The following is a 15454-nucleotide window of genomic DNA, read 5'->3' as shown; positions in this document are numbered from 1 at the left end:
TCGTGGATCGGACGCCCGCACGCCCGGCGCGGGGTGCGGGCGGCGCCGGTGGACCGGCCGCGGCCCGCTTACTTCTGGTTGAGCGAGCTGGCGAGCTGGGTGTCCATGTCCTGCATCGCGTCCACGGCCTTGTCGAGCCACTGCGACAACTGGTCCAGCGTCTCCATGGCCTGGTTGGCCGACGTGACGAATTCGGTGTGCACCTCGTCGAACCTGCCGGACGCCTGGTCGGTGACGAACCCCGAGCCGGTGAGGTTGTCGACGATGTTCTTGCACTCGGTGAGCTTCTGGTCGATGTCGGCCTTGTTGTTGCGCATCTTGCTCGCGCTGTCCGACATCTCCTGATACGTGATGTTCAGATTCGTCATCGTGCGTCCCTTCTGACGTTGCCGGGCTTGCCGGTACGCGGCGGCACGCCGGGCCCGGACGCGGTCGATGCTAGGAACGGCTCCGATGCCTGGTCCAGGGCTCGCGGGCGACCTTGGGCCCCTGGGCCCAAGGGGGCGCCGCCGCCCCGCGCCCGGCGTTGACACCCCCGTGGCGGGCTACCACCGTTCACAGGACACAGCGTGCGCGGCACACCGCGGGCGCGGCGCGACCGTCCCTGTGACGACGTGAGTGAACGTGCTGACGGCGTGGGCGGACGCGAGTGAAGACGTGAGTGAAGGAGACACAGGTGACACCCCCGTCCCGATCCGCCGATCGCCTTCCTCGCCGCACCGACTGGAGCGCCCGGCTGCGCCGGTCGCGAAGGTCCGGGCAGCGACCGGGTTCGGCGCCGCGTGCCGATCACGGTCTGTGGACCGTGGACCGGGTCATCCGCGTCCTGGCCACCGCCTGCGACCGCGAGAACCGCGCCGTTCCGGTGGCCCATGTGGTGGTCGTCGGGCCCGAGACCGTCTGGTTCCACCTCAGGACGCCCGACCAGCGGCCACCGGCCGGGTGGACCGCGGACCAGGACGGGCGGACCTGGCACGCCCAGTTGCGCTGGCTCCAGAGCGCGAGCGTGGCGGAGTCGCTGCCGGAGCCGTATCCGCGGCTGGTCCCGCTCGGCAACACCGGCAAGGGCTTCGTGCTGCTCAACCTCGGCGAGGTCGGCGGGCTCATCGGTCTGGAGGGCGACGCCCGGCAGGCGCGGGCCCTGGCCCACGACTGGGCCCGCGAACTGGCCGCCAGCCCCTGGTCCCGCGAGGTGCGCGTGGTCCGCGTCGGCTTCAAACCGGTCCCCGGCGCGGGGGCGCCGGCCGAGCCGCAGGACCCGGCCGACACCGACGCGGCGCTGGAGGACGAGGCGGGCGGGGTGCTGCTGCTGGGCGGCTCGCCCGGCGGCCGGGACCGCGAACGCTTCCAGCGGCTGGCCGACGACCCGGACGGCCGGTGGACGGTCGTCGTCGCCGGCCGCACCGATCAGCCCCGCTGGCGCTTCACCATCGACTCGGCCGGCGTCGTGGACACCGGGCTGCTGGACGAGCGGGTCGCGCACCGGCTCGACCCGGACGCGGAGTTGCCCCCGCTCCAGGAAGGCGACGACATTCCCGTCGGCCGCACGGCCGGGAGGCCCGCCGAGCCCGGCCCGCGGACCAAACCCGTCGTCACCCGGGGCCGGGTCGTCGTCGCGTCGGTCGCCGTGCTCTGCCTCGCGGGGATCGGGCTCGGGCTCGCGCTGCACGGCTCCTCCTCGCCCTCGACCACCGTCGCGCACGCCTCCGACACCACGACGGCGCCCGCGCCGACCACGGCCGGTCCGTCGCCGTCGGCGGCCTCGCCGTCCGGTGCCGCGCCGGGCTCGGCGCCGCCCGCGTCCGCACCGCCCGCGTCCGCGCCGGCCTCAGGACCGGCGTCGGCGGCCAACGCGCCGAAGCCGCCGGGGGCTCCGCTGAAGAACGCGGCGACCGGCAAGTGCCTCACCGCGGGCGCGGGTACGGACGGCACCCCGCTGGCGCTCGCGGCGTGCGACGACAGCCTCGTCCAGCGGTGGCACATCAGCCCCGACGGGACCATCCGCGCCAACGACCTGTGCATGGACGCCGCCTGGGGCGGGACCACCCCCGGCACGGTCGTCCAGGTCGCGAATTGCAGCGGCAACGTCGCGCAGAAGTTCTCGCTGCGCGGCAGCACCGTCTACTCCGCTCACGCGGCCCTGTGCCTGAGCGAGGTCGACAACGGCACCGGCGTCCGTCTGGCCCCCTGCGGCGCGGGCGGCCCCGAAGCCTTCAAACGGCCCTGACCCGAACCTCGGCCCCTCTCCGCCGCCCGGCCGCCGCGATGGCCGGACGGCGGGCAGGGGCCCTGTCACACCCCCGCTGTCGGCCCTCCGCCTGTCCCGGCCTGTCGTCGGCGGGCGGGAAGAGGCAGGCTTGGCCGGACAGGACAAGATCGCCGCCGTCCGCCAGGAGAGAAGAAGCGATGAAGCACATCACCCTGCGTGACCTGGACGTTGCCCGGATCGGCCTGGGCGCGATGGGCATGTCCCACGCCTACACCGGCGCGGGAACCGACGACACGGAGTCGGTCCGTACACTGCACCGCGCCCTGGAACTGGGCGTCACGTTCATCGACACCGCCGAGGTCTACGGCCCCTACACCAACGAAACGCTCGTCGGCCGCGCGCTGAGGGGCCGCCGCGACGAGGTCGTGCTGGCCACGAAGTTCGGGCTGATCTCGCACACCGGCCGCCAGGGCGCGGACAGCACTCCCGCGAACATCCGCGCCGCCGTCGAGGGCTCGCTGACCCGGCTGGGCACCGACCGCATCGACCTGTACTACCAGCACCGGGTCGACCCCGGCACGCCGATCGAGGACACCGTCGGGGCGCTCGCCGAGCTGGTCGCCGAGGGCAAGATCCGGCACATCGGCCTGTCCGAGGCCGGCCCGGAGACCATCCGCCGCGCCCACGCCGTCCACCCGGTCACGGCCGTCCAGTCGGAGTACTCCCTGTTCACCCGCGACCCCGAGGCGCGCGTGCTGCCGGTGCTGCGCGAGCTGAACATCGGCTTCGTGCCCTTCTCACCCCTCGGGCGCGGCTTCCTGACCGGCGCGATCCGCTCCACCGACCAGTTCGACGCCGACGACTTCCGGGCCAACAACCCCCGGTTCACGAAGGAGAACTTCCAGCACAATCTGCGGCTGGCCGACGAGGTCGCCGCCGTCGGCGCCGAGATCGACGCCACCCCGGCGCAGGTCGCGCTTGCCTGGCTGCTGGCCCAGGGCGACGACATCGCGCCCATCCCCGGCACCCGGCGTGTCACCCGCGTCGAGGAGAATTCCGCCGCCGACGCCGTCCGGCTCAGCGCGGAACAGCTCGACAGGCTCAGCAGCCTCCCCCCGGCCGCGGGAGACACCCACAACGAGGCCCAGATGCGCATGATGGAGCGCTGACCCCCGCCGCCGCACGACTGACGGGCCGCACGGGAGCGAGCGACACCCGGCCGGGGTGCGACGGCCGCGCTGGGGTCCACGGCCGGGCGGGGGTCCACGGCCGCGCCTCAGCCGTCCTCCGGTGACGGTCCGTCAGACTGGGCATGACGCGTCCCCGCGTGTCGTCCCCTGCACCCCGAGGTACCGATGACCTTCGGTCTGGCCCGCCGCGAACTGCGGCCGAGAGTCCCCCTGCGGCCGGGCGAGGGGGACAAGCAGCACCTGACCAGCATCGAAGGGCTGGCGGCACTATCGCTGGACGCGCTCAGCTCGGTCGCGTACGGCCCCGAGGCGATCGTGCTGGTCCTGATCGCCGCCGGTTCCGGGGCGCTCAGCGCGACACTGCCGGTGACGCTGGTGATCGCCGGGCTGCTCGCGGTGCTGGTGGTCTCGTACGGGCAGGTCATCGCCGTGCACCCGGACGGCGGTGGCGCGTACGCGGTGGCGAAGAAGGACCTGGGGCAGGGCATCAGTCTGCTCGCCGCCGCGAGCCTCGTCGTCGACTACGTGCTCACCGTCGCCGTCAGCCTCGCCGCGGGCGCCGCGAGCCTCGCCTCCTCCTACCCCTCCCTCGCGCCGCATCTGCTGCCGGTGTGTCTGCTCGGGCTCGCCGTGCTCACGGCCGTGAATCTGCGGGGCGTGGCCGAGAGCGCCCGGGTGCTGATGCTGCCGACGGCGCTGTTCATCGCGAGCGTCCTCGGGATCATCGTCTTCGGCCTGGTGCGCTCGCACCCTGTGGCCGTCGTCGGCACTCCCCAACCCGTGCACATCACCGAGTCGTTGGGGCTGCTGCTGCTCCTGAAGGCGTTCTCGGCCGGCTGCTCCTCGCTGACCGGCGTGGAGGCCATCGCCAACGGGGTGCCCGCCTTCCGCGACCCGCGGGTCAGGCGGGCGCAGCGCACCGAGCTGATGCTGGGCGGCCTGCTCGCGCTGATGCTGGTCGGGCTCGCGGTGCTGATCCGCCGCGACCATGTGGCGCCGCGCGGCGACGTGACCGTCCTGGCGCAGCTCACCGCGGGCTCCTTCGGGACCGGCTGGCCGTACGACGCGACGAATCTCGTCGTCACCCTGGCACTGGCGCTGGCCGCCAACACCAGCTTCGGCGGGCTGCCGGTCCTGATGAGCCTGCTGGCCCGCGACCACCGGCTGCCCCACCTGTTCGGTCTGCGCACGGAGCGCCCGGTGTACCGCTGGGGCGTGGGCGCCCTCGCGCTGCTCGCCGCGCTGCTGCTGATCGCCGTGGACGCCGACACCCACCGCATGCTGCCGCTGTTCGCGATCGGCGTGTTCATCGGCTTCACCATCAGCCAGATCGGCCTCGTACGGCACTGGCGCGGGGAGCGTCCCCGCGGCTGGCGCCAGCGCGCGACGCTCAACGGCTTCGGCGCGGTGCTGACGGCGATCGCCGCCGCCGTCCTGCTCGCCGACAAATTCCTCGCCGGGGCCTGGGTGGTGGTGGTCACCGTGCCGCTGCTGATGCTGCTGTTCGCCCGTATCCAGCGCTACTACACCGAGGTCGGGAAGGAGTTGGGGCTCGGTGAGGTCCCGCCGCCGGTCCGGCGCACCGTGTCCCTGGTGATCGTGCCGGTCGGCGAGGTCAGCAGGCTCACCCAGCAGGCGCTGACGGCGGCCCTCAACCTCGGCACCGCCGTCGTCGCCGTCGCCGTGCAGGGCGACCCCGACAAGGCCCGCGCCCTGCGGGAGAGTTGGGACCGCTGGAATCCGGGCGTACGGCTGGACATCGTGGAGAGCCCGCACCGTTCGCTGGTGCAGCCGATCGTCTCCTACGTCGAGCGCGAGGTGGCCAAGGGGCAGCACGTCTCCGTCCTCATCCCCGAGGTGGTGCCGCGCCACCGGCGCTACCAGATCCTCCAGAATCAGCGGGGCCTGCTGCTGGCCTCCGCGCTCAGAGCCCGTACCGACGTCGTGGTGTGCACGATTCCGTACCGGCTGAGCCTGTGAGCGGCCCCTGTCGCCCAGCCGGGGCTGTTGCGAGGGCATCGCAGCTGGTCATAGGTGGTATTTCGGGAGTGGCCGCAAGGGGTTCGGTGTGCCACGGTGTCCGACATGGCGGGGACTGAGCACACCCACGGCGAGGCGCACGGCGCCGGTCACCCACACGACCACGACCATGCCGACGACCACGGCCACGGCCATCACCGGGCGCACGGCCACGCACACGCGACGGGCGGTCGTACGCACCCCGGATCGCGGCTGCGGCACCGGCTCGGACATCTCCTGCGGCCCCATTCGCACGAGGCGGCGGACAGCGTGGACGCGGCGCTGGAGTCGTCGGCGCGCGGGATGCGGGCGCTGTGGGTGTCGCTCGCGGTGCTGGGCGCGACCGCGCTCGTCCAGGCGCTGATCGTCGCGGCGTCCGGGTCGGTGGCGCTGCTGGGCGACACCGTGCACAATGCGGCGGACGCGCTGACGGCGGCGCCGCTGGGCATCGCCTTCGTCCTCGGGCGCCGGGCCGCCAACCGCCGCTATACGTACGGCTACGGGCGGGCCGAGGATCTGGCCGGGGTCGCCGTCCTGCTGGCCATCGCCGCGTCGAGCGCCTTCGCGGCCTGGACGGCGGTGGACCGGCTGCTCGATCCGCGTACGGTCACCCACCTGTGGGCGGTGTCCGGTGCGGCGCTGGCCGGATGCGTGGGCAACGAGTGGGTGGCCGGATACCGGATCCGCGTCGGGCGCGACATCGGCTCCGCGGCCCTGGTCGCCGACGGCCTGCACGCCCGTACCGACGGGTTCGCCTCCCTCGCGGTCCTGCTGGGCGCCGCCGGTACGGCCCTGGGGTGGCGCCTCGCGGACCCGGTCGTGGGGCTGCTGATCACCGTGGCGATCCTGGCGGTGCTGCGGGACGCGGCGCGCGGGGTGTTCCGGCGGCTGATGGACGCCGTCGACCCCGAGCTGGTCGACCGGGCCGAGCGGGCGCTCGGCGCGGTGCCGGGGGTGGAGGGGGTCGGGCCGGTCAGGATGCGGTGGATCGAGCACGCGCTGCGGGCCGAGGCCGCGGTCGTGGTCGACCCCGGCATCAGCGTCGTCGCGGCGCACGCCGTCGCCGTGCGGGCCGAGCACGCGCTGCTGCACGCCGTGCCGCGGCTGCGGGCCGCGACCGTCCACATCGACCACGCACCGGCCGGTGCCCACGCCCACGTCCACGGCGCCGGGGACCCGCACGCGCTCCTCGCCCACCACCAGCCCGTCTGACGCCCGGCGCCGGGCGCGGTCCCGTCCCTGGACGAAAGCCGTCGCGGGCGGGAGGCTGGTACGAGAACGCCGACGCATCCGGCGGTCGGCGGATGGGAGCCCCGTGATGGACGCCACCAGGTCCGATACCGCACGGTCCGACACGGCCTTGCCCGGCCCCGCCTCGCCCGGACGTCCCGTGGGGCGCGTCGAAATGACCCCGGCCGCCGAAGCGATGGTCGACCAACTGGCCCGGCGGCACGGCCCCCTGATGTTCCATCAGTCCGGCGGCTGCTGCGACGGCAGCTCACCGATGTGCTACCCGCGCGGTGAGTTCCGGGTGGGCGGCGCGGACGTCCTGCTCGGCCGGGTCGCCGGGGACACCCCGTTCTGGATGAGCGCGAGCCAGTACGCGTACTGGAGCCACACCCACCTCACCGTGGACGTCGTGCCCGGCCGCGGCAGCGGCTTCTCGCTTGAGGCCCCCGAGGGCGTCCGCTTCCTCCTGCGCTCCCGGCTGATGACGGACGAGGAGGTCGAGCGGATGGAGGCCGAGCCGCCGCTGCCCACCGGGAACACCGTGGACGCCGAGACCGCGGGCTAGGACCGGCGCGGCCCCGGAACCGGGCCGGGCCCGAGGACGGCCGGACCGGAGCCGGGCCGCGCGTCCGGCACAACCTCCTGGTCTGCGCTCTCGACCGGACGATCACGTCTCCCTAGGATGGAAGTCGTCACCGCAGCTTTCGATCAACGAACCACCGTGAGGGGCCCGATGGAGCACCGGGACGCACCGCTTTCCGACAAGATAGATGTGACGGTGCCCGCTGTGGCACGCATGTACGACTACTTGCTGGACGGGAAGGACAACTACCCGGCCGACCGCGAGGCCACGGAGCAATTACTCCTCCAGGTCCCCAGCATGAAGATCCTGGCCCTGAACAACCGTCAGTTCCTGCGCCGGGTGGTGCGCAGGCTCGCGGAGGACTACGGCATCAAGCAGTTCGTGGACCACGGCTCCGGTCTGCCGACGCAGGACAATGTGCACGAGATCGTGCAGCGCATCAACCCCGACGCCCGCGTGGTGTACGTCGACAACGACCCGATCGTGCTCGCCCACGGCCGCGCGCTGCTCCAGCAGAACGAGAACACCTCGGTGATCCAGGCGGACTTCCGCGACACCGAGAGCATCTGGCAGCACGAAGAACTGACGCGGCTGATAGACCTCAACGAGCCGGTCGCCGCGCTCTTCGTGTCGGTGCTGCACTGCATCCGCGACACCGACGACCCTGCGGGCGTCGTCCGGCGCGTCGCCGAAAAGCTGCCCAAGGGAAGCTTCCTGGTGGTCTGTCAGCTCGTCAGCGACGACCCCGAGACCCGCCGGTTCGTCACCGAGTTCATGGACCAGTCCACCGGCGGCCACTGGGGTGAGGTGCGCAAGCCCAGCGACCTCGCCGGTTTCCTCGAAGGCTACGAGATCATCGAGCCGGGCCTGGTGGAGGTCTCCACCTGGCGCCCCGACAGCGACCTCGGCCTCAAGCAGCCCAGCAAGGAATGGATCGAGTACGGCGGCGTGGCCCGCGTGTAGCAACGCCCACGGCAGAGCTTCGGCCCGCACCCCCGGCGAGGGGGGATGCGGGCCGGCGTCGTTCTCGGGGGCCGCTCTACTTGTAGCGCTTCAGCGCCTCTTCCAGCAGCACGCGGCTCTCCACCGGCGTCGCCGCCAGCGCGCTCAACTCATCGAGCGCGGCACGGTACTTGTCCAGCTCTTCCAGCCGGTCCAGGTACATCGCGCTCGTCATGTGCTCCAGATAGACCACGTCGGGCAAGAAGCCCTGGGCGAACCGCAGATACGTGACCGCGGAGCCGGGCGTCGCCGCCGCGCTCGCCGACCAGGAGGCGATCTGGAGCCGCACACCGGGCTGGCGCAGCACCACCAGCAGATACTCCAACTGCTCGCGCATCACCGCGGGACCGCCGACCGGGCGGTGCAGCACGCCCTCGTCGATCAGGGCCCACAGCACGGGAGCGCCGGGCTCCGCCATCCTGCGCTGGCGTTCCAGCCGCAACTCCACGCGCCGCTCGACCTCTTCGGGCGAGGCGAGCCGGTGGCCGCTGCGCACGACCGCCTGCGCGTACGAGGGCGTCTGGAGCAGGCCGGGCACGAACTGCGTCTCGTAGGTACGGATCACGTGGGCGTCGCGCTCCAGACCGATCAGGCCCTGGAGCCAGTCGGGAACGACCTCGCCGTACGGCTGCCACCATTCGGGCTTGGCCGAGCGCTGGACCAGGAAGGCGATCTCCGCCCGTTCCTGCTCCGCGACGCCGTAGAGCGCGAGAAGGTCGTCGACGTCCCTTAACTTGAGGGAGACGTGCGCCGTCTCCATGCGGCTGATCTTCGAGGCGTGGCCACGGATACGCTCTCCGGCCTGTGCCGGGCTGACCCCGGCGGCCTCGCGCAGGGCACGCAGATAGTTGCCGAGCACACGTGCCAACGCCTTGGCGCCCATGTCCGGGCGGCGCTCCAGCAGTTGCAGCGGTGATACGAGTTGCGGCTGAGCGGACATGCGGGCTCCCGGTAGAAACTGGACGCACGCCAGTATTGCACTGCGAGGCGCGCTGTCGCGCCCCTACCGGAGTCACGAATTCCCGACTTCACGCCGTCGCGCTCAGCCGTCAACTGTTCTTGTCGTCATTCACTCAGACGGACGCGCCTGAGCGTAACCGCCTCACGCGGTGAGGAAGTCGAAGTCCCCGTCCTTGGCGCCACCGATGAAGGCGACCATCTCGTCGTGCGTGTAGACGAGCGCGGGACCGTGCGGGTCACGGGAGTTGCGGAACGCAACGCCGCCATCAGGCAGTTTGGCCGCCTCGACGCAGTTGCCGCTCTGATTGCTCCGCCCGCTCTTGACCCACTCGACACCCGGGATCTCGTCCGCCCGCACTCCGTTGTCGAACTGCTTCATCCGGCACCACTCCTCTGTGAGTTGTACTCGATCGCTCGCAGTCACAAGCATGCCCGCGACCGCAACTGCGGATGCAATTCCAGATGCAATTGCATCCAAAGTCGTCCCGCTGATGATACTGACAACGGAGGTGTGATCGAGACTCCTGAGCCCCACCAGTACGTGAAGAAACGGCGGAGGACGAGGCACGGACGCCCTCGTACGCGGACAAAACCGGTTGTCCGTCGCGTACGGCTCTGCTGTACTCCCGACGACAGTCCAACGGCCCCCGTACGACCGGACCGGCCGACCGTACCCAGGAGATGATCATGCGCGGAACTTCAGTCCCCACCCAGACGGCAACTCCCACCGATCTAGAGGACTTGAAGCTTCTTGCGTACGTTGAACCTGGGCATCCTGGCGCACGTCGACGCCGGTAAGACCAGCCTGACCGAGCGGCTGCTGTTCGCCGCCGGAGTCATCGACGAGGTCGGCAGCGTCGACGACGGCAGCACGCGGACCGACACCCTGGCGCTGGAGCGCCGACGCGGCATCACCATCAAATCGGCCGTCGTCTCCTTCGAGGTCGACGACGTCACCGTCAATCTCATCGACACCCCCGGCCACCCGGACTTCATCGCCGAGGTGGAGCGCGTGCTGAGCGTGCTCGACGGCGCGGTGCTGGTGATCTCCGCGGTCGAGGGCGTGCAGGCGCAGACCCGCGTCCTGATGCGGACGCTGCGACGACTGCGCATCCCCGTCCTGATCTTCGTCAACAAGACCGACCGCCGCGGCGCCCGCTGCGACGAGGTGCTGCGGAGCGTCCGGGGCAAGCTCGCGCCAACGGCCTTCCCGATGGGCCGGGTTGAGCAATCCGGCACGCGGGGCGCGCGCAGCGTCCCGTTCACCGCCGCCGACTCGGACTTCGTCGCCGGTCTGGCCGGCCTGCTCGCCGAGCACGACGACGCGTTCCTCGCCGACTACGTGGCCGACGAGTCCGCGGTCTCGTACGGCCGGGTGCGCGCCGAGTTGGCGGCGCAGACCGCGCGCGGACAGGTGCATCCGGTCTTCTTCGGTTCCGCGATCACCGGCGCGGGCGTCGCCGCGCTGACGGCCGGTCTCACCGAACTGCTGCCCGCGGCGGCCGGTGACGCCCACGGCCCGGTCTCGGGGCGGGTGTTCAAGATCGAGCGCGGCCCGACCAGTGAACGGACCGCGTACGTACGGCTGTTCTCCGGGACGGTACGCACACGGGACCGGCTGCCGTTCGGCCCGGACTCCGCGGTGAGCAGCGAGAAGGGGCACAGGGACAACGGTGCCGACGGTCCCGACGGGGCCGCGTCGGCCGGCGAGGCCAAGGTCACCGGCATCAGCGTCTTCGAGCGGGGCGCCGCCGTGCCCGCCGCGTCCGTCTCGGCCGGGCGGATCGCGCTGCTCAAGGGCCTGGCCGACATCAGGATCGGTGACACGGTCGGCGATCCGGGCGCCGCTCCCCCGGACGGCCGGCACTTCTCGCCGCCGACGCTGGAGACGGTGGTCGTTCCCACCCGCGCGGCCGACAGGGGGACGCTGCATGGGGCGCTCGCCCAACTCGCCGAGCAGGACCCGCTGATCAATCTGCGGCTGGACGGAGTGCGGCAGGAGATCTCGGTCTCGCTCTACGGCGAGGTGCAGAAGGAGGTCGTCCAGGCCACGCTGGCCGACGAGTTCGGGGTCGATGTCACCTTCCGCGAGACCACGACGATCTGCGTCGAGCGCGTGGTGGGCTCCGGGGAGGCCGTCGAGTTCAACAAGAAGGACGCCAATCCGTTCCTCGCGACGGTCGGGCTGCGCGTCGAGCCCGCGCCGCCGGGGTCAGGGGTGGCGTTCCGCCTCGGGGTCGAACTCGGCTCCATGCCCTACTCGTTCTTCAAGGCCGTCGAGGAGACCGTGCGCGAGACGCTGCGCCAGGGCGTCCACGGCTGGGAGGTGATCGACTGCGTCGTGACGATGACGCACTCCGGCTACTCGCCCCGGCAGAGCCACGCGCACGCCGTGTTCGACAAGAGCATGTCCAGTACGTCGGGCGACTTCCGCAATCTGACGCCGCTGGTGCTGATGGACGCACTGCGCGGGGCCGGGACCAGGGTGCACGAGCCGATGCACCTCTTCCGGCTCGACGTCCCCGCCGACACCTTCGGCGCGCTGCTGCCCGTCCTGTCCCGGCTGCGCGCCGTACCGCGCGCACCCGAGCCGCACGGCGACTCGTACGTTCTGGAAGGCGTGGTGCCGGCCGCGCGGGTGCATGAACTGGAGCAGTCGCTGCCGACGCTCACGCACGGCGAGGGCGTCCTGGAGTCGGCCTTCGACCACTACGAGCCGGTGGTCGGCGCGGTGCCGGAGCGGCCCCGGTCCGACCTCGACCCGCTGAACCGCAAGGACTACCTGTTGCAGGTGCGACGCCGGGTGAGCGCGGGCCGGGAGGAGGCATGAGGCGTGTCCCGGGCGCGGGGGGCGCGGGACGGGTATGGCGGGTACGGCGGGGCGCGGGACGGGTACGGCGGCGGGTCATGACCGCGGGCGCGTCCGGGACGGCCCAGCAGGCGGCGCCGACGATTCGGGCGGACCCGTAGGCTGAGTCCGGCGGAGCCGCCGACCGGCAGGCGCGGCACGATGGATCGGCCACGGGTCCGGCCCGGCCGCCGCCCGCCCCGCACCCGCACCCGCACCCGCACCCGCACCCGCACCATCGGATCGGACACCGCGCATCGTGAAGCCCCGCCCGGCACGTCGTACCGCCACGCCCGACCGCGCGTCGGCGCGTCCGCCCGGACGTACGGCGGCGGCCGGCGCGTCCGGCGCGGAGCCCGGCGGGGAATCCGGTGCCGGCCGGCGGTCGGCGCCGCGTCGCGGGCGGCTCGTCGTCACGGCCGTCGTGGCCGCGCTGCTCGCCGGCGCCGCGACCGCCGTCGACCTGGCCGTCGAGCACACCGCGCGCGGCCGTATCGCCGAGGCGGTGGCCTGCCGCCTGAAGCCCACGGGGCCGGTGACCGCCGAGCTGACCAGCGCCTTCGCCGGGCTCCGGGTGCTCACGGGGAATCTCGGCAGCGCGCACATCGCCGCCGACGGTGTGCGCAGGGGCGACACCGAGGTGAATGTGGCGGTCGACCTGCACGACGTGTCGACCGACGGCACGACCAGCGGCGGCACGGCGACCGCGACCATCGCCTACGCCGAGTTGCAGAAGCGGCTGGCCGCGCGGGACGGCAAGGTCGCGGGGCTGGCCGTGGGCGGCGACGGCGGCGGGCTCGTACTCACCGGCAGCATCGGCGGTCTGCGCCTGCCGATCACCGTGCACACCCGCGTCACGACCGGGAAGGACGGTCTCACGGTCACCCCGACCACCGTCCGCGTGCTCGGCCGGGACGTCGCCGTCGCCGATCTGGCGTCGCTGCCCGGCGGCGGCGATCTGGCCGGGCGGCTGGGCCCGCGCACCGTGGCCCTCCCCGAACTGCCCGACGGCGTACGGCTGACCGGCGCGCGCACCGACGGTACGGGGCTCGCGCTCTCCCTGGAGCTCGCGCGGGGCGCGGCGGGCAAGGACAAGGACGCCGCCTGCGCGTGAGCGCCTCGGTGCTCAGTGCGCCAGCGCCACGACGCCGGGCGGGACCGCGTCCCCGTGAGCCGCCCACGACACGTATCCGGCGCGCGGAAAATCCCTCGCGGGGCGGCCTGGTCCGCGCGGTACGGTGCCTGGCATGCCGGAAACCGCTGACCACACGACCGGGCCCGTCACGGCCGACGACCTCGACCGCTCCGTCCAGCTCGCCGTCGCCGCCCTGCGCGAGGCGCCCGCGTCGGCGTGGGAGGACCGCAAGGCCGGGTCGCTGGAGTGGGACTGCTGGGAGACGGTGGAGCACCTGGCCGACGACCTGTTCGCGTACGCGGCCCAACTGGGCCCGAGGCAGCCCCCGTTGAGCACGGACGTGCCCTTCTCCTGGTCGCCGCGCCGGCCGGGCGGCCCGCCCAACGCCATCCACGCGGACCGGAAGGCGGGCCCGGAGGGCCTGTTGCAGGTGCTGGAGGCGACCGGCGCGCTGCTGGTGGCCATGGCGCGTACGTCGTCGCCCGAGGTCCGCGCCCACCACAGCTACGGCGTCTCCGACCCCGAGGGCTTCGCCGCGATGGGCATCGTGGAGACCCTGGTCCACACCTACGACCTGGCGGCCGGGCTCGGCCTCGCCTGGAATCCGCCCGCCGATGTGTGCGCGAGGGCGCTGGCCCGGCTGTTCCCGCACGTCCCGCTGACCGCGGACCCCTGGTCCACCCTGCTGTGGGCCACCGGCCGGATCGACCTCCCCGACCACCCGCGCGTCACGTCCTGGCGCTGGTACGGCGCGCCCCGGCCGTAACCCGCCGCCCCGTACCCGGCGGCGCCTCTCCCCCTGCCCGAACCTCGAAACGGACATATCGTGCATCCTGTCGCCCCACGCCACTAGGAGGCCCGTGATGTCCGAACTCATCGTGATCGGTTACGAGGACCCGTCCGTCGCCAAAGACGCCTACACCGCCGTGCAGAATCTCCAGAACGACTACGTGGTCAATCTGACCGGTCTGGCCATCGTCTCGGTGGACGAGGAGGGCAAGACGCACGTCGACACCCCGAGCAAGATCGTCGGTGTGTCCGCCGCGTCGGGCGCGCTGTGGGGCATGGTCTTCGGCATCCTCTTCCTCGTCCCCGGCCTGGGCCTGCTCATGGGCGCCGCGATGGGCGGGCTGCTCGGCAAGCTGGGCAAGTCCGGGATCGACGACCAGTTCCGCGGCCAGGTGCAGGCGCTGCTCACGCCGGGCACGACCGCGGTCGTGATCATGGCCTCGAAGATCACCGAGGACAAGTTCGCCGACGCCATGCAGACCTACGGCGGCACGCTGCTCAAGACCTCGCTCTCGGACGAGGACGAGGAGGAGCTGTCGGAGCACCTGGCGGGCGCCCAGCAGAAGTGACACCGCCCCGCGCGGCCCCGCCTCCGTTCAGTGCGGCGGCAGCGGGGCCGCGCGGGCGGGGTCGAGGAGCGGCGCGAGCAGGTCGCCCTCGACGCTGAGCCGCGCGGGCAGGTCGGCCAGGGTGAAGGTGAGGTCGTCCGGGGTGTGCGCGGCGGCGATCTCCGGCCAGGACAGCGGCGCGGAGACGGTCGGCGTCGGGCGGGCGCGGACGGTGTACGGGGCCGCGGTGGTCTTGTTCCCCGAATTCTGCGACCAGTCGATGAAGACCCGGCCGGAGCGCGCGGCCTTCGTCATCCGGGAGATCACCCGGTCCGGGTGCCGGGCCTCCAGTTCCTGCGCGACCCGTTTGGCGTAGGCGGTCGCCGTCGCCGGGGTCGCGTCCCGCAGCGCGGCGAGCAGGTGCAGGCCCTTGGAACCGCTGGTCTTGGCCCAGATCTCGATGCCGTCCTCCGCCAGCCGTTCCCTGAGCAGCAGTGCCACCCGGCAGCAGTCCACGACCGTGCAGCCGTCGCCGGGGTCGAGGTCGAGGACCAGCCGGTCGGCGACGCCGGGTTCGCCGGCGCGCCACTGCGGGGTGTGCAGTTCGACGCAGGCCAGATTGGCCGCCCACATCAGCGTCGGCAGGTCGTTGACCTGGACCTGCTCCATGAATTCGCCGCTGCGCCTGACGGACTGCGAGACGGTCACCCAGTCGGGCGTACCGGCGGGCGGCCGTTTCTGGAAGAAACGCTTGCCGTCCACACCGTCCGGGGTGCGGACGAAGCTGACGGGACGGCCGCTGACGTACGGCAGCAGGCCGGTGGCGACGCTCGCGTAGTAGTGCAACAGCTCGCCCTTGGTGGTGCCGGTCTCCGGCCAGAGCACCCGTTCGAGGTGGCTGACCTTGATCCGACGACCCTCGACTTCCGTGATCGGCATAT

At 72.4% G+C, this 15454-nt stretch carries 14 protein-coding genes; 10 read left to right on the top strand and 4 right to left on the bottom strand.

The annotated features are described in order from the left end of the window. Positions 1–68: 68 nt before the first annotated feature. Entirely contained in the window at positions 69–368 is a 300-nt protein-coding gene (locus ACIO6U_RS17505) for a WXG100 family type VII secretion target (protein WP_188285763.1), read from the bottom strand. A 437-nt stretch (positions 369–805) separates the two neighbouring features. On the opposite strand from ACIO6U_RS17505, the gene ACIO6U_RS17500 reads away from it, so the two are divergent. The 6 genes from ACIO6U_RS17500 (at position 806) to ACIO6U_RS17475 (ending at position 8194) form a co-directional block, all read left to right on the top strand. Continuing rightward, the gene (locus ACIO6U_RS17500) at positions 806–2227 is read left to right on the top strand and encodes a ricin-type beta-trefoil lectin domain protein (protein WP_401719897.1); all 1422 of its coding nucleotides are present in this window, start codon (positions 806–808) and stop codon (positions 2225–2227) included. Positions 2228–2406: 179 nt separating this feature from the next. Continuing rightward, positions 2407–3378 carry an aldo/keto reductase gene (locus ACIO6U_RS17495; protein WP_391051217.1) on the top strand — a complete coding sequence of 324 codons (972 nt, stop codon included), beginning with the start codon at positions 2407–2409 and terminating at the stop codon, positions 3376–3378. A 186-nt stretch (positions 3379–3564) separates the two neighbouring features. Beyond that, positions 3565–5379 carry an amino acid permease gene (locus tag ACIO6U_RS17490; protein ID WP_391162888.1) on the top strand — a complete coding sequence of 605 codons (1815 nt, stop codon included), beginning with the start codon at positions 3565–3567 and terminating at the stop codon, positions 5377–5379. Between the two features lie 105 nt (positions 5380–5484). Further along, entirely contained in the window at positions 5485–6630 is a 1146-nt protein-coding gene (locus ACIO6U_RS17485; RefSeq protein ID WP_401719893.1) for a cation diffusion facilitator family transporter, read from the top strand. A 193-nt stretch (positions 6631–6823) separates the two neighbouring features. Beyond that, the gene (locus tag ACIO6U_RS17480) at positions 6824–7213 is read left to right on the top strand and encodes a DUF779 domain-containing protein (protein WP_401720901.1); all 390 of its coding nucleotides are present in this window, start codon (positions 6824–6826) and stop codon (positions 7211–7213) included. A 168-nt stretch (positions 7214–7381) separates the two neighbouring features. Beyond that, entirely contained in the window at positions 7382–8194 is an 813-nt protein-coding gene (locus ACIO6U_RS17475; RefSeq protein WP_355335559.1) for an SAM-dependent methyltransferase, read from the top strand. 76 nt (positions 8195–8270) lie between these two features. Here the strand turns inward: ACIO6U_RS17475 and ACIO6U_RS17470 are convergent, their stop codons facing one another. Both ACIO6U_RS17470 and ACIO6U_RS17465 read right to left on the bottom strand, forming a co-directional pair. Continuing rightward, complete coding sequence (locus ACIO6U_RS17470; protein ID WP_355335562.1) at positions 8271–9173, bottom strand: helix-turn-helix transcriptional regulator; 903 nt, start codon at positions 9171–9173, stop codon at positions 8271–8273. Between the two features lie 162 nt (positions 9174–9335). Next, positions 9336–9572: a DUF397 domain-containing protein gene (locus tag ACIO6U_RS17465; protein WP_355335565.1), complete on the bottom strand. Its 237-nt coding sequence runs from the start codon at positions 9570–9572 to the stop codon at positions 9336–9338. Between the two features lie 372 nt (positions 9573–9944). Between ACIO6U_RS17465 and ACIO6U_RS17460 the strand changes: the two genes are divergently transcribed. From ACIO6U_RS17460 to ACIO6U_RS17445, 4 genes are all read left to right on the top strand, one after another. Further along, positions 9945–12023, top strand: a complete 2079-nt coding sequence (locus tag ACIO6U_RS17460) for a GTP-binding protein (protein WP_401719889.1) — start codon at positions 9945–9947, stop codon at positions 12021–12023. A gap of 277 nt (positions 12024–12300) precedes the next feature. Next, positions 12301–13155 carry an LmeA family phospholipid-binding protein gene (locus ACIO6U_RS17455; protein ID WP_401719886.1) on the top strand — a complete coding sequence of 285 codons (855 nt, stop codon included), beginning with the start codon at positions 12301–12303 and terminating at the stop codon, positions 13153–13155. A 133-nt stretch (positions 13156–13288) separates the two neighbouring features. Beyond that, entirely contained in the window at positions 13289–13942 is a 654-nt protein-coding gene (locus ACIO6U_RS17450; RefSeq protein ID WP_401719883.1) for a hypothetical protein, read from the top strand. Between the two features lie 97 nt (positions 13943–14039). Continuing rightward, complete coding sequence (locus tag ACIO6U_RS17445) at positions 14040–14534, top strand: DUF1269 domain-containing protein (protein ID WP_401719880.1); 495 nt, start codon at positions 14040–14042, stop codon at positions 14532–14534. Positions 14535–14561: 27 nt separating this feature from the next. Here ACIO6U_RS17445 and ligD read toward each other — a convergent pair whose 3' ends face one another. Next, positions 14562–15452, bottom strand: coding sequence for a non-homologous end-joining DNA ligase (gene ligD, locus ACIO6U_RS17440; RefSeq protein WP_401719878.1), 891 nt, complete (start codon positions 15450–15452; stop codon positions 14562–14564). Positions 15453–15454 lie beyond the last annotated feature (2 nt).

The organism is Streptomyces sp. NPDC087422, from assembly GCF_044744145.1.
In the GTDB taxonomy this organism is placed as follows: domain Bacteria; phylum Actinomycetota; class Actinomycetes; order Streptomycetales; family Streptomycetaceae; genus Actinacidiphila.
This window is presented reverse-complemented; position numbering and strand designations above follow the sequence as displayed.

Bases quoted from the DNA above. Each gene is read 5' to 3' on its own strand.
- ACIO6U_RS17490 (WP_391162888.1), top strand. From the start codon at position 3,565: ATGACCTTCGGTCTGGCCCGCCGCGAACTGCGGCCGAGAGTCCCCCTG.
- ACIO6U_RS17495 (WP_391051217.1), top strand. From the start codon at position 2,407: ATGAAGCACATCACCCTGCGTGACCTGGACGTTGCCCGGATCGGCCTG.
- ACIO6U_RS17475 (WP_355335559.1), top strand. From the start codon at position 7,382: ATGGAGCACCGGGACGCACCGCTTTCCGACAAGATAGATGTGACGGTG.
- ACIO6U_RS17470 (WP_355335562.1), bottom strand. From the start codon at position 9,173: ATGTCCGCTCAGCCGCAACTCGTATCACCGCTGCAACTGCTGGAGCGC.
- ACIO6U_RS17485 (WP_401719893.1), top strand. From the start codon at position 5,485: ATGGCGGGGACTGAGCACACCCACGGCGAGGCGCACGGCGCCGGTCAC.
- ACIO6U_RS17450 (WP_401719883.1), top strand. From the start codon at position 13,289: ATGCCGGAAACCGCTGACCACACGACCGGGCCCGTCACGGCCGACGAC.
- ACIO6U_RS17505 (WP_188285763.1), bottom strand. From the start codon at position 368: ATGACGAATCTGAACATCACGTATCAGGAGATGTCGGACAGCGCGAGC.
- ACIO6U_RS17445 (WP_401719880.1), top strand. From the start codon at position 14,040: ATGTCCGAACTCATCGTGATCGGTTACGAGGACCCGTCCGTCGCCAAA.
- ACIO6U_RS17480 (WP_401720901.1), top strand. From the start codon at position 6,824: ATGACCCCGGCCGCCGAAGCGATGGTCGACCAACTGGCCCGGCGGCAC.
- ACIO6U_RS17465 (WP_355335565.1), bottom strand. From the start codon at position 9,572: ATGAAGCAGTTCGACAACGGAGTGCGGGCGGACGAGATCCCGGGTGTC.
- ligD (WP_401719878.1), bottom strand. From the start codon at position 15,452: ATGCCGATCACGGAAGTCGAGGGTCGTCGGATCAAGGTCAGCCACCTC.